This is a genomic window from Paenibacillus polymyxa, from assembly GCF_015710975.1.
GTDB lineage: Bacteria > Bacillota > Bacilli > Paenibacillales > Paenibacillaceae > Paenibacillus > Paenibacillus polymyxa.
This window is the reverse complement of sequence record NZ_CP049783.1, coordinates 3,316,937-3,331,163: the sequence shown is the minus strand read 5'-3', so window position 1 is coordinate 3,331,163 and position 14,227 is coordinate 3,316,937. Positions and strand designations below refer to the sequence as shown.

General features: G+C 46.0%; 12 protein-coding genes. 1 reads left to right on the top strand and 11 read right to left on the bottom strand.

The genetic code is table 11. The annotated features are described in order from the left end of the window. Positions 1–256: 256 nt before the first annotated feature. From G7035_RS14985 to G7035_RS14940, 10 genes are all read right to left on the bottom strand, one after another. Complete coding sequence (locus G7035_RS14985) at positions 257–2,506, bottom strand: methyl-accepting chemotaxis protein (RefSeq protein WP_019688309.1); 2,250 nt, start codon at positions 2,504–2,506, stop codon at positions 257–259. A 224-nt stretch (positions 2,507–2,730) separates the two neighbouring features. Then, on the bottom strand, positions 2,731–4,062 hold the full coding sequence (locus G7035_RS14980; RefSeq protein ID WP_019688310.1) for a peptidase U32 family protein: 1,332 nt from the start codon (positions 4,060–4,062) through the stop codon (positions 2,731–2,733). Positions 4,063–4,094: 32 nt separating this feature from the next. Beyond that, a complete protein-coding gene (locus G7035_RS14975; protein WP_016819081.1) occupies positions 4,095–5,024 on the bottom strand; it encodes a peptidase U32 family protein in 930 nt (309 codons plus the stop codon). A gap of 11 nt (positions 5,025–5,035) precedes the next feature. Further along, positions 5,036–6,064, bottom strand: coding sequence for an endolytic transglycosylase MltG (gene mltG, locus G7035_RS14970; RefSeq protein WP_019688311.1), 1,029 nt, complete (start codon positions 6,062–6,064; stop codon positions 5,036–5,038). A gap of 94 nt (positions 6,065–6,158) precedes the next feature. After that, complete coding sequence (locus tag G7035_RS14965; protein ID WP_019688312.1) at positions 6,159–6,464, bottom strand: DUF1292 domain-containing protein; 306 nt, start codon at positions 6,462–6,464, stop codon at positions 6,159–6,161. Further along, positions 6,461–6,763 (bottom strand): DUF1292 domain-containing protein, encoded by a 303-nt coding sequence (locus tag G7035_RS14960; protein ID WP_013372606.1) that lies wholly within the window; start codon positions 6,761–6,763, stop codon positions 6,461–6,463. Before G7035_RS14960 ends, G7035_RS14965 begins: the two co-directional genes overlap by 4 nt. Positions 6,764–6,776: 13 nt before the next feature. Next, positions 6,777–7,193, bottom strand: a complete 417-nt coding sequence (gene ruvX, locus G7035_RS14955; RefSeq protein WP_016819084.1) for a Holliday junction resolvase RuvX — start codon at positions 7,191–7,193, stop codon at positions 6,777–6,779. A 9-nt stretch (positions 7,194–7,202) separates the two neighbouring features. After that, on the bottom strand, positions 7,203–7,463 hold the full coding sequence (locus G7035_RS14950; RefSeq protein WP_007431624.1) for an IreB family regulatory phosphoprotein: 261 nt from the start codon (positions 7,461–7,463) through the stop codon (positions 7,203–7,205). Between the two features lie 136 nt (positions 7,464–7,599). Beyond that, a complete protein-coding gene (gene alaS / locus G7035_RS14945) occupies positions 7,600–10,233 on the bottom strand; it encodes an alanine--tRNA ligase (protein ID WP_019688313.1) in 2,634 nt (877 codons plus the stop codon). A gap of 350 nt (positions 10,234–10,583) precedes the next feature. Beyond that, the gene (locus tag G7035_RS14940; protein WP_019688314.1) at positions 10,584–11,651 is read right to left on the bottom strand and encodes an AI-2E family transporter; all 1,068 of its coding nucleotides are present in this window, start codon (positions 11,649–11,651) and stop codon (positions 10,584–10,586) included. Between the two features lie 211 nt (positions 11,652–11,862). Here G7035_RS14940 and G7035_RS14935 point away from each other — a divergent pair, with 211 nt between their 5' ends. Continuing rightward, the gene (locus G7035_RS14935) at positions 11,863–13,836 is read left to right on the top strand and encodes a methyl-accepting chemotaxis protein (protein ID WP_016819087.1); all 1,974 of its coding nucleotides are present in this window, start codon (positions 11,863–11,865) and stop codon (positions 13,834–13,836) included. Positions 13,837–14,013: 177 nt separating this feature from the next. On the opposite strand, the gene G7035_RS14930 is transcribed toward G7035_RS14935, so the two are convergent. Continuing rightward, on the bottom strand, positions 14,014–14,226 hold the full coding sequence (locus tag G7035_RS14930) for a hypothetical protein (protein ID WP_013311529.1): 213 nt from the start codon (positions 14,224–14,226) through the stop codon (positions 14,014–14,016). Between the last annotated feature and the right edge of the window lies 1 nt (position 14,227).

Here is a 14,227-nt window from a genome sequence, read left to right as displayed (position 1 = left end):
TTCTTTCATCATTTTTCCAGTAGTATGTCCGGTGATGGAAAAAGAAAACCCACTCAACATGTAATGTTGAATGGGTTACCAAATTTATTGGATATCTAGTGATGAATATGGGCTCCAACCTAATATTTCATCTAACGAATAATAGACCGTTATAAAAATAGTAATGGCTAGAACCACCCAGGCCCACTTTGTGTTTGTATTCATAATCTGCTTTCCTTCTCAAGAGATTTCCCTGATAACCTTGATTTTACAACACCTACACTGTAAACCTTGAAAGCTGTTCTTTCAAATTCACTGAAACTCCTTCCAGCTTATCAGACAAGCCTACCAGCTGATTACCGATATTGGCCTGCTCATTACTGAGAGAAGCGACTTCCTGCGAAGTAGCAGAGGATTGCTCGGCTACCGCACTAACATTGGTCATTGCCTCAGACAAAGTAGTCTGCGATTCACTCAGATGATGAATGGAGGCGGTGACTGTTCCCAACCGAAGCGCGAACTCGCCCATTTGCTGCTGCACCGATTGGAAAATGTCCGTCGTTTCTCGTACGGCTCCCATCTGCTCTCGGAACAGCGGGTACACTTCAGATAACGCCTGTACCGTTTCATTCATCTCATTGACGATATTATTCGTAATACCTGTAGCTGTACGAATGGCTTGACGTGATTGTTCTGCCAACTGACGGACCTCATTTGCAACCACCATAAAACCACGCCCGGCTGTCCCTGCTCGTGCCGCTTCTATCGTCGCATTCAGGGATAGAATGTTCGTTTGTTTAGCAATATCCTGCAATACGTCCAGCACCTTAAAGACATCGGAAGTTGTCTTCTTCAGTTCATCTACTTTGCCTACCAAAGCATGCGTAGTTTCTTCCGTAACCTTAGTCTTGCTCAATAGATTTTTCAGCTGAATTGTCCCTTTTTCACTGGACTGTTCAACTTCTTGTGCGACCAGACTCATTTCATAATTAGAAGTCATAACCGTATCCATTTGCTGGGATATATTCCCCGTTAATCCGCTACCACGTTCCGCCTCTGTTGCTAAACTGGTGGCACCATGAGCAATCTCTTCCGTCGCAGCTGCAATTTCTTTGGCTGAAACGGCTGTCTTCTTCGAGGCATCACTCAGTTCCGTCGCTGTATTCAGTACCTCCTGTGCTGATGCATTCGTCTGTTCTACCAGCAGTGTAATTTGCTCCATCATTGTATCAAAGCTAGCGGACAACTGCCCAATTTCATCCTGAGCCTTATAGTTCGTTCGGATTTGCAAGTTGCCTTTGGCGCCTTCAATCATTAAATCCTTCAGGTGTGTCAGTGGACGAGCCACGAGGCGCACGATCCACAGGCCGATGAACAATGCAATGAGTGCAGCCACCGCAGCAAATACCCATGTCGTAGTTAGAATCCCCTTAGCGTCCCTCACCAGCTCAGATACAGGTACTACACCCACGAGAATCCATTTGGAAGTTCCCAGTGTATTATGAACTGTAAGCACACTTTGCTCTTTGCCATCTGCTACCTGCTCCATAATTTGATTTCCTTCGATCCCTTCAAGCTTGGAAACGTAATCCAGCTTTGTCTTTCCCCCGGCCAAGCTCTCATTGTTAGAACCTACAAACTCCCCCTTGTCTGTCACAAGGCTAATCATACTGCCTGAGCCCAAATTAACACCTTTCAACTCGTCCTCCACCGCACTGGCCTTTAAATCCATAACCAGAACATAAGTCCCTCCCAACCCGGACATGCTGTTCATGGATCGTGCCAGACGAAAGGTCTTGCTGCCATTGTCATTCACCTGCGTAGGTAGCCAAACCATTCCCTTGTTTTTCAAAATATCCTTAAACCATGCTTCCTGCCGTACATCCTTTTGTGTTCCGGTACCCATTGCAGCTAAACTGGTTTCTTCCGGGTACAAATACAATGAATCAATCGCTTTATTTGTAAAAGCAATATTGGTTAATTTCTTGTTTACTTCTCCCATAGCAACAAAAGATGCAAAGGGATTTTTATCTTGCTTTACAGCCTTTTGCAACTGATCACTTAATTCAGTATCGAAAAATACCTGTGTCGATGTGTCTTGAAAGCGCTCTAAAATAATATCAAGCTTTTCCGAAGTTTGCTGAACCGTTTGCTGATACGCTGTAGCTGCATTTTGCTCAATCGTGCTTTTAGCTCTGTAGTACGAGAGCATTCCCAAGCTGACCACAAATAACATAATGGCCGCAAAAAAGATCAGAAACAACTTCATCCCAACCGAACGGATCGGATTATAGTTTTTGACTAAATGCATAAAATCCTTACTGTATCTTTCAGGCTTAAGTAAACGCTTTAAATTGTTTGTGCATTTACGTAAGACCTCAGCTACCCAGGGAGTACCCTTCGAAGACATCACAACCGTCTCCTCCCCTTTATCCGTTGTTACTTTACTTCCTTTTAAACCTTTCATTTGATCCTTTTTCTTGGGTAGCCTTTTTGCTGTATTCCCCTCTTTTTTCCGAAAACCCATTCCTCTCACCTACCACTATATAATTAGTTTCTTGTTCCACGTCATCCATTATGTATCTATTATCTATATAGTCTCTATCGGAACTATTCGACAAGGAATGTAGCTTTCCTTTGAGTACCCACTAAATTTTGTGAAACTTTTTTCCTAGAAAACTATTCAAAAAAAAGCCTCTCCAACCGATAGGAGAGGCTTTTGAATCTTTTAACTTGTGACTTAAGACTTATTTACTTCTTTTTACGCATCATATCAAAATATGATACAGGCTGATCTACCTTCATTTTGATTCGTTGAAGCGGATGACGTGCAGCATCTAATTCGTTGCCTTCCTCATCCCAGATCGTTCCGACCGTTTGCTTGAAAAATGTTCCGTTCGGACCGAAAAATTCAATTTCATGACCTGGTTTAAAATGGTTGCGTTGTTGAATCGTTGCGATGCCACTTGCAGCATCGTAGTCCATGACCAGTCCGGCAAAATCATAAGGGACCGCTTTTTCTTCCGGCTCATAAATATGATCCTCATGATCCGGTGTATCATAGAAAAATCCTGTATTTAACGGACGATTGGCTGCCTTGTTAATTTCTTCAATCCATTCTGGTTTGAGTACATAATTTTCCGGATCAGCCATATAGGAATCAATCGCTTGCCGGTAGACATTCACGACCGTAGCCACATAGTGGATGGACTTCATACGTCCCTCCACTTTAAAGCTGTCTACACCCACATCAATCAGATCAGGAATATTTTCAATCATACACAGATCCTTGGAACCCATAGAAAAAGCATTATCGCTCTCTTCAAACAATGGAAGCTGGTTAACGCCAAGCTGGAACTGTTTTAGTACATTGTTGTCCTGTGCCTCTTCCTCAGATATCCAAACCTCACCTGGACGGGCATCCTCAAACAAATCATATTTCCAGCGGCAAGACTGACAACATCCTCCACGATTAGAATCTCGGTCTGTAAAATGATTGGATAACACACAGCGACCGGAAAATGAAGAGCACATTGCACCGTGGACAAAAGCTTCGATTTCGATGTCCACATGCTTTTTAATTTCTTCGATTTCCTCCAAGCTGGTTTCACGTCCAAGTACCACACGCGGCAGTCCCTCGTCTTTCCAGAACTTTACCGCTTGCCAATTCAGCGTGGACTGCTGTGTGCTCAAATGCACTTCCAATCCGGGAACTGCCCGCAATGCCACGGATACAATAGCCGGATCAGCGACGATAACAGCATGAATTCCTACTTCATACAGATTGCGCAAGTATTCCTCAATTCCGGCAATATCTTCATTGTGAGCATAGATATTAGTCGCCACAAGCACCTTAGCACCGTACTTGTTGGCGAATTCCACACCTTCACGCATTTCTTCAAAACTGAAATTATCGGCGTTAGAACGCAGACCGTATTTTTGCCCACCTATATATACAGCATCCGCGCCATAGTGAACGGCAAACTTCAGCTTTTCTAGATTTCCGGCAGGAGCCAACAACTCCGGCTTAGCCAAACGATTTCGTTTACCTGTATATTTTCTCGTTTTGGTGATCGTTCCCATGACGTTCCCCCCTCTGTAAATTCATTTTGTAATTAATAAACCTGCTCTTTGTAGAAAAATCCGAAGGAAAGTTCCCGTTCAGGGTCTTGAAGGCGGCGAACCTCATCCAGCCAGCTTTCATCATAAACATAAGCATCCGGGTCGGCTGTATAACTGTCTATAGCTTTACGGTAAGCACGGACAACTGCCTCATTGTAAGCGGTAGGTTTCAACAAGCCCTCGATCTTAAAGCTGTGCACGCCCGCCTCCATCAGAATATGCAGATCCTCCATGATACAAAAATCATCCGAACTCATAATATGTGTCCCGTTGATATCTTCGTAAATGGGGAACTTCTCTTCCTTCCGCTCTGCTTCAATCAGAAACAAGCCACGCCCTCTACCGAGATCACCTTCTACCGTGCGACCTTGGTGCAGCATATAGCTTTGAACAAGCTTACGCTTGGAGTGATAAATATTGGTCATTCCATGTACCTGAACCTGTGCTTCTATGTTCAACTTTGGAATCATTTCCGTAATTTCATCCATACTGAGCTCACGAGCCAAGATGACACGTGACGCCCCTTTTTCACCCCAGTAGTTGGCGGTTGCGAAGTTGGTAGAAATCATCTCTCCGTTCCAGAAGAGTTTCAGATGAGGGGCATATTCCTTCACAGCCATGAGCACTGCTGGATCATTAAACTCAATGGCGTCTACGCCGCATCCAGCTATGGTCTGCACATATTCGGGAAGAAGTGGCAATAGCTCATTCGTCATCAAATTCGTCATAGATACATATACCTGCGCCGCATGCTTCCTTGCCTCTTCCACAACCTCACGGATTTGGTCCGGGGTAAAATGTCCTGGCAGTCGCATGCCAAAGCGGTCATCTCCAATCAGCAATGCAGTTGCTCCAGCCTCCAGCATATGGCGGGCATCCTCCGGAGAGCTGGCAGTTGCCAGCAGTTCGGGTTTGTAAGCCATAGGCTCACCTCCTAATTTGTCTTACGGTTACTTATCTGAATGTTATGCAAATGTTCTTTATACGTTTTGGCAAATAAATGTTTATGTGTCCCATCTTTTTTGGTCACATAAAATAAATAATCTGTAGATTTTGGCTGTAGAGCCGCCACTACTGATTTCAGACTGGGACTTGCAATCGGTCCTGGCGGAAGTCCCTGATGCATATACGTATTATAAGGACTTTCTACAGCCAAATCCTTGTAATACAGTCGTTCCTTTTGCTTGTCCAGCATATATTGAACTGTAGCATCAATTTCCAGCTTTTTATCCTGTTGAAGGCGGTTATAAATAACGCCAGCTACGATAGGCCGCTCATCGTCTACAACCACCTCGCGCTCTACCAGAGAAGCAACTGTCAGCAACTGATGCAGTGTTTCACCGCGTTGCTGCAACCCGGCATCCAGATCAGAAATGGTATCCAGACGTTTTTGCGTCTGCTCCAGCATCGTCTGAATGATATCCTTGGTTGTGCTTCCTTTTTTCAGTTCATAGGTTTCCGGGAAAAGATAGCCTTCCAGCGCATAGCGAAGCCCCGTCTGCTTTGGTATGTCCCGCACCAGCGCGACGTCAAAAGCGGACGGATCGTTGGCCAGCTGCAAAAATTGCTGCCGGTCCGCCAGTCCTTCCTTTTGCAGCTTATCAGCCATCTGTCTAATCGTAAAACCCTCCGGGATTGTAAAACGAATCATTTCCTCTTTGACTACATCCCCAGCCGATAGCTTGGCAATCAACTGATCAAAGGTTGCGCCAGGCTGCGCTTCATATTTTCCAGCCTGAAATGCGTTTCCTTGCTGTTTGAATTTTACATAAGCCTTAAACACAAGCGCATTACGTATAAGTCCCTTTTGCTTCAGCATATCTGCAATAGCCGATGTTCCCGTACCCCTTACCACCGTAAAAGCAACGGGTTGTGTTTTCGGCTGAACAGGCTGCATGGCATTCCATATATAGAGGAGTGCACCTCCTGCTATGCAAACAAGCAGGAGAAGCAACGTAAGCATCCTTGTCCTTCGCTTCACATCCACCCAACTCCTTCACAGCCAAAAAGGGCGGACTGGTCCGCCCTTTCAGGTTTGATCTCCTCGTTATCCAGACTTACAGCTCTTCCGGCAACGTACATTCGTCGTACAGCTCAGAAATATCTTCCCACTCATCATCATCTTCAATGGTGGTGATGGAGATTTCGCCGTCTGTGGATGAGCTTACATGATATAATTCATGTTCGCCAGCAGCAGCGCCAGGTCTACGCAATACGGCGTACCGTTGCTCACCTACCTTGAACTCTGCTTCCAACTCCATGCGTAACGCATGACCCTGTTCATCCTGCAACTCTATGTCACCATCAAAAGCTTCTTTCAAATCAGAGGTCCAGCTCAGGTCTTCACGTGAATAGCTCGTCATTTCCCGTCTTCCTCTTCTTCTTCCTCTACAAATGTATTAAAGGTCTCTTCGACGATTTCCCATTCGGCATCGTCTTGGATCACAAACAATTTAATATCATCGCCTTCTTCCTCGTAACGGAAGGCGTACACATCGGACTCATCAGCTTCAGGGTCCACTGGCGCAACCATCATGTACTTCGCTTCGGAACCATCTACCTCAAACTTCATAATGACCTCGAACTCTTCCTCGTTGCCCTCGTCATCGGCAATATAAATAATTTCCGGCTCTTCTTCCATACCCAATTGATTTTCAGCCATTACGAAATCCCCCTCACCTTGTACTGTGTGCGTCCAAATAATTTTGCAAGATCAGGCTTGCGGCCAGTTTATCTACCACCTGCTTGCGTTTTTTGCGGCTGACGTCGGCCTCCAGAAGCGCACGCTCTGCCGAACGCGTCGTCAGCCGTTCATCCCAAAGGTGAACGGGTAAACCCAGTAACTCCTTGAGCCGGTTCGCAAACTCAATGCAAATCTCACCGCGTGGACCCACGGTTCCGTTCATATTTTTCGGCAAGCCTACAACAACCTCACCAATTTCATGTTCACGAACCAAATTTGCAATTTTACCGAACTCGCTGTCGTCACCGCGTCGTTCTATGACTTCCAATCCTTGGGCGGTCCAGCCGAAGGCATCACTTACGGCGACCCCAATTCGGCGATCCCCGTAATCCAATCCCATTACTTTCATGCCTGTCTCCTAACGATGCTTAGCGAGATAGAAACGAACCAGCTCTTCAATCAATTCATCGCGTTCTTTTTTACGCACCAGGCTTCTAGCATTATTATGCCGTGGCACATAAGCCGGATCACCGGATAGCAAATACCCGACGATTTGATTGATCGGATTGTATTCTTTTTCTACCAACGCATCATATACGGTCAACAAAATCTCCTGAGCAGAAGCTTCCTTCTCATCCGCCTTGACATTAAATTTGACCGTTTTGTCCATGGAATCCATTGTTGACACCTCGCTTCCACAAAACATGTGTACATGTTTATGCCAGCTTATTCTTTTATATCATACCATAAGCAAAGCCCTTCAAGGAAATGTCTAAGTCCGTTTTTTTCCAAAAATCCGCAAAAATTATCGAACTTTATCCTTGTGAGGCTGCTGACACCAATTCATGTGCACGTTGAAGTGCTTCGTCCAGCTTGCTGGCATCCTTACCCCCGGCTTGCGCCATGTCAGGTCGTCCGCCGCCACCGCCGCCGCATACGGCCGCAATTTCTTTCACGAGCTTACCTGCATGAAGTCCTGCCTTGGTATGCTCAGCTGGGACAGCAACGACAAAATTAACTTTGTCGTCCATTGCAGCGCCTAGCACCAGCACAGCTGCAGGAAGCTTACTTTTCAGCTCATCAGCAATTGCACGCAGCGCATCCATGCTGGAGGCCTGCACGCGTGCAGCCAACAACTGCACTCCGCCAGCTTGCACAACCTGATCAGTCAGTTGACCCGCCTCAATAGCGCTCAGCTTGCTTTGCAGTGATTCATTTTCACGACTGAGGTCTTTGATCTGTTGCTGCAAAGATTCGATGCGTTTTGGCACCTCGGACAGCTTGGATTTAACCAGCCCAGCCGACACCTTCAACAGCTCTAATTGACCTTCCATGTACTCAAAACCAAAACGTCCGGTCACTGCTTCAATACGACGTACACCTGATCCGATGCCGCTCTCGCTAACAAGCTTGAACAAGCCAATTTGCGAAGTATTGCTGACATGACATCCTCCGCACAGTTCGATACTGTAATCGCCAACCTTAACGACCCGTACGATATCACCATATTTCTCACCAAACAGCGCCATCGCTCCAAGAGCCTTAGCTTCGTCAATCGGTTTCAGTTCAATAGTCACATCCAGTTGGCTCCAGATGGCACGGTTAACCCGCAGTTCAATATCTGCCAGCTCTTCTGGGGTAATGCTACCAAAATGGGAGAAGTCAAAACGCAGACGCCCAGGTTCTACCAAGGAACCCGCCTGATTGACATGGTCACCCAGCACTTCTTTAAGCGCTTTGTGAAGCAAATGTGTAGCCGTATGGTTTTTCTCGATTTCTCCACGTGAAGCTTGATCTACTTCAGCTTTTACCGTATCGCCTACGTTCAGCTCACCAGCCTCTACAACGACCTGATGCACATGCTGACCTTGCGGCGCCTTGAACAGCCCTTCAACCTTCGCGGTTACCGTTCCGCCACGCAGTAAGCCATGGTCACTGACTTGTCCGCCGCTTTCGGCATAAAAAGGAGTCACATCCAGCACGACCTGACAGGACTGCCCTTCACTAACACTCTCCACCAGCATATCATTATATACAATTGCCACAATTTTGGACTCAGTTATGAGGTCATTATATCCAACAAATTCACTTTTAACCGCCAGATCGGACAAAGCTCCGCCCTGAATCTTCATGCTGGCATTGTCTTGGTGAGCGTCACGCGCACGTTGACGCTGTTCCTGCATCGCTTCATCAAAACCTTCACGATCAACTTTCAAGCCCTGCTCGTCCGCATAATCCTCTGTGAGATCAAATGGGAACCCATACGTATCATACAGCTTGAAAGCATCTGCTCCGCTAATGACATTGCGGCCTTCGGCCTTTGCCTGAGCACTGATATCAGCCAAAATAGCTAGTCCGTCTGTCAATGTTTCATGGAAACGCTCTTCTTCTGTTTTAATCACCTTGATGATGAAATCACGCTTGTCCACGACTTCAGGGTAGTACACGCCCATGATGTCCCCAACGGTTTCCACCAGTTCAAACATAAATGGACGGTTCATGCCCAACATCTTTCCATAGCGAACAGCCCGGCGCAGCAAACGGCGAATGACGTAACCCCGTCCTTCGTTGGAAGGAAGTACACCGTCACCAATCGCGAAAGTCACGGTACGAACATGGTCAGCAATGACCTTGAGAGCCACATCACTGTCCACATTGTCGTTATATTTAACTCCTGCCATGGCAGCCGTTTTCTGGATTAGTGGCTGGAAGATATCCGTATCAAAATTGGAATCGACATTTTGCAAAATGGATGCAAAACGTTCCAAACCAGCTCCTGTATCTATATTTTTATTGGGAAGCGGCGTGTAGCTGCCATCTTTGTTATGGTTGAATTGTGAGAATACGAGGTTCCACACTTCCAGATAACGCTCATTTTCTCCCCCTGGATACATTTCAGGGTCTGTCATGTCGTTGCCGTAGGCTTCGCCACGATCATAAAAAATTTCCGTACAAGGTCCGCAAGGGCCTTCACCGATATCCCAGAAATTGTCTTCCAGTTTGATGATACGTTCAGCCGGAAGTCCAACTTTTTCATTCCACAGCTTATACGCTTCTTCATCCTCAGGATATACCGTTACAGCCAGACGTTCTGGATCAAAGCCAATCCATTTCGGGTCTGTCAGAAACTCCCATGCCCATGTGATGACTTCTTCCTTGAAATAGTCGCCAATAGAAAAGTTCCCAAGCATTTCGAAAAACGTATGATGACGACGCGTTTTACCGACATTTTCAATGTCGTTCGTACGAATACATTTTTGCGAATTGGCGATACGTGGATTTTCTGGTTTTACGCGTCCGTCAAAATAAGGCTTAAGCGGCGCCATACCCGCATTAATCCATAGCAGGGAAGGATCTTTGTGTGGAACAAGCGGTGCGCTTGGTTCAATCACATGTCCCTTACTTTCAAAAAACTCCAGCCATTTGGAGCGGATTTCACTAGCTTTCATATAAGTAGCCTCCTAATTATGGTGTCACTGGTTTCTGGCACAGGCCATAAAAAATAGAAAAACGCCCCTGAACGGATCAGGGACGATTGTATCGCGGTACCACCCTGGTTATCGCCGTCCCCTCTGTACGAAATGCCACATGTGCAAGCGCACACCAACATCTGCTTAACGGACGATCGATCGCCTTGTTTTCACTGGTAACGGGAGCATCCCGGCGGGTTCAGCCCGCACTCCGAAATGAGCTTTCCCTACTGGATAAACACATTTAAACATACTCAATTCAGTATATCCGTGTCATTTAGCCGTGTCAACGCGATTTCAGACAGCATGCATCCGGGATATAGACGAAATTAGATTGTTTTTCGCTTCACGTAATATGCAAAAAAATGCTGAAGCCCTACCTTCAAAACAGCCATCACTGGAACTGCCAAGATCAAGCCAGCAATTCCCGCAATTTCCCCACCCACTAGCAGAGCGAAAATAATGGCTAACGGATGCAGATGCAGCGTTCGCCCTACCACCTGAGGGGATATTACATTACTTTCCAGAACTTGAATACAGGAATTAACGACTACCACTAAAAGCACCATTTTTAAAGAAACCGTAGAAGCCATAATTACTGCCGGGGCAGCGCCCAAAAAGGGGCCCAAATATGGAACAATATTAAAAAGAGCCACAACTCCGGCCAGCAACAGCGCATAAGGCATGCCAATCAGCATATATCCAATATACGCCATTACGCCAATAATGACGCACACCAGCAATTGGCCCCTGACATAGTTGCCAAGCGCCTGATCAATTTCCTTAAGCACCGATACAATCGCCTTACGACGAGAACGCGGGAGATAAGAAACAATCGTCCGTTCAAACACGTCAAAATCCTTTAAAATATAAAAAATGAGAAAAGGTACGATGAACACATTAAACAACATGTTGATCATCCCACCGATGTTGTCCATAAAGGTAGAAATCCCAGTAGCCATCCGATTCTCCAGTTGGAAAAACCATTGATTCATCCCCGTACGCACCCCTTGGGGTAAAATACCGCTGTCCATATTCGTCATTAGTCCCTGCGCATGCATGGTCAGCTCTGGCAGATGCTCATTCAGCTCATCCAGTTGTTCAATGAACATCGGAATCAGATTCATCAGGATCACAATAAGACTGGACAAAAACACAGCGTAAATGAGCAGCACAGCTACACTACGAGGCACCTTTCGACCGCCCAGCATACTGACTACAGGATTAAGTACATAGGAGATGATCATCGCTACCGCAAACGGAGCAATGATTGTTTTCAGAAATTCATACAAATGAAAAAACAAAGGTCTCAGCAGCCAGATAAAATATAGAATGACAAGTCCCAGCAGCGTCCATATGCCGTACCGGAACAGTCTACTTTTCGTTAATTGGTCCATTTTGTGCCCCCTTACCGGACTAGCCTCCTTTAAGTATATGCCTGTACCTGTACTTTAATCCTTCCCGCCAGTCTGAGATGTCCCATTAATAACCATTGTGAAAAATTGATGAAAATGGATGAAAACAATAAACAAAGTCATTCGATCTGACGATATAAGTACAAAGCACTATCCTAAGCTTTCACATTTCTGAAACATCGGGGGTCGTTACATGAACTTAAAAATGAAGCTTATTCTCCTTTTCACTTGCATTGTAATCGTTGCAGCTGGGCCTTTATCCGTCATTAGCATGACAAGTGTTAAAAATCAGGCCAATCATGATATCCAAGAGCTTATGAACAGCAAAGCTTCCGAAACCGTCAATCAGCTCGACGGATGGACAGGCGGCAAAGCTGAAATTATTGAAACATTAGCTGCGAGTCTGGAATCCAGCGATATTTCATCAGATGCCAAAATAGCATCTCTGAAAGCAGCTTTCCAAAACTATAAGGATCAAAATATTTCCAACATTTATGCAGGGTATGAAGATGGATCTTACTGGGATGGATCTGGCTGGTTTGAAGAGGGTTACGATCCTCGCGCTCGTCCGTGGTACAAGGACGCCAAAACCAAGGGAGAAATGTACTATTCCTCACCTTATACTGATGCAGGCAGCAATGACTTCACCATTTCCATTGCTAAACCTCTCAAGGATGCCAACGGCTCGATCACCGGGGTAGTCAGCGAGGATATTATGCTCAACGATATGACAAAAATGATTAAAGGCATAGACTTGAACGGATTGGGCTACGCATTTCTGATTGACCAAAAGGGAGTCGTAATCGCGCATCCAGACAACAAGCTGGCTGGCAAAAACCTCAAGGAAACCCCCGAGTTAGGATCATCGACCGCGACCCTGCTCAGCACAGCTTCGGGAAAAACAGACTATAGCTACAATGGCAGTGACCGTCAGCTTTATTTTAAAAGAATGCCTAGCACAGGCTGGATTGTAGGCCTGTCTATTTCTAAAGATATTGCTTTTCAGGAATATTACTCCACTCGTAATCAGTTGATTATTACTGTTGCTATCATTTTAGTCGTTGCTATGCTGCTGGCGATCTGGGCGGCAAACAACTTTATCAAGCCGATTCGCAGACTCCAAACAAATGTCAAACGGATAGCTGAAGGCGATATGACCGCTCGTGTAGATATTAAGGGTAAAGATGAAATTGCCAGTCTGGGGACAGATTTTAACCTCATGTCAGACAATCTCTCTCACCTGTTGCGCAAGGTATCAGATACAGCTAGCGATGTCAGTTCCGCTTCCCATGATATGCATCAACACGCCAAAGATACAGGAACCATTGCGTCACAAATCTCCAGTGCAGTTCAGGAGCTAGCGCAAGGAGCCAGCGACCAAGCCGAGGCGGTATATTCCGGTTCTGAGAAGCTGACACACATGACAGGCTCCATCAACCAGATTGGCGAAAGTGTCAAACGGACCCAAACTGCTGTATTCGAAACTGATTCTGCTGTGCTGGCCGGCTATGAAACAGCAGAGCGTCAAGCGAAACTGGCAGCCGAGTCCAGACAAACAACCACTGCGGCAGGAGAAGCGGTAGATTCACTCACGCTGAAAACCCAGGATATTGGGCGGCTGGCCGGGGCCATCCACGATATCGCCGCACAAACAAACCTACTGGCCCTCAATGCATCCATTGAAGCGGCACGGGCCGGGGAACACGGACGAGGTTTTGCCGTCGTCGCGGGAGAAGTGAGAAAGCTGGCCGAACAAGCAGGTAGCTCCAGTGACAGTATCATGAGTAAGCTGGAAGAAATTAAAATTGCGGGAGTACAAAGCGCGGAAGAAATGAAGAAGGCTCTTGCTGTAACTGTAGAGCAGGAGCATGCTGCCATTGCAACGAGACAGGCGTTTGAATCCATACGTGGCGCTTCTCAGCACATGCTTGCCCAAATTGAAGATGTTTCTGCTGCAGCAGATCATCTGCGTGTAAATGCCGGACATATTTCTGATGTCATCTCCAGCGTTGTCGCTGTTTCTGAGCAAAGTGCAGCATCTACCGAGGAAGTAGCTTCCTCAGTACAAGAACAAGGTCATGCTATGAACAATATTGCCGACCTTTCTGCCAAACTTGATTCTCATGCAGATCTTTTATTGGAAGAGGTCAAACGCTTTAAATTGTAAAACTAGCCATCTTCACAAGAAAGGATATACAAAAGAGGGTGCCCCCAGGCCAATAGCCGTTCGGGACACCCTCTCCATTTTTTATTAAGCATGATCCAACCCACTTAGCTATATGTTAAGCCATAGGGGGAAGATCACACCTCTTCGTAAACAGCCTGTCCACTTCCCGAGTCAAGCTTAGGAAGAAGCGTGAATTTGCGGCAAGTCCTGTTGTGCCATCTCATCTCCAAAGAATAAGTCGTCCAGCGAACTGAGCGTTCCATCCTCTTCCACTTGGTAGACAGACATTTTTTCACCATTCACTTGAAGTTCGATAAAGCATCCCCAGCAATAAAATTGATGGGAGCCAATTTTTCCGATATCTTTGGAATTACAATTCGGACATCTCAAT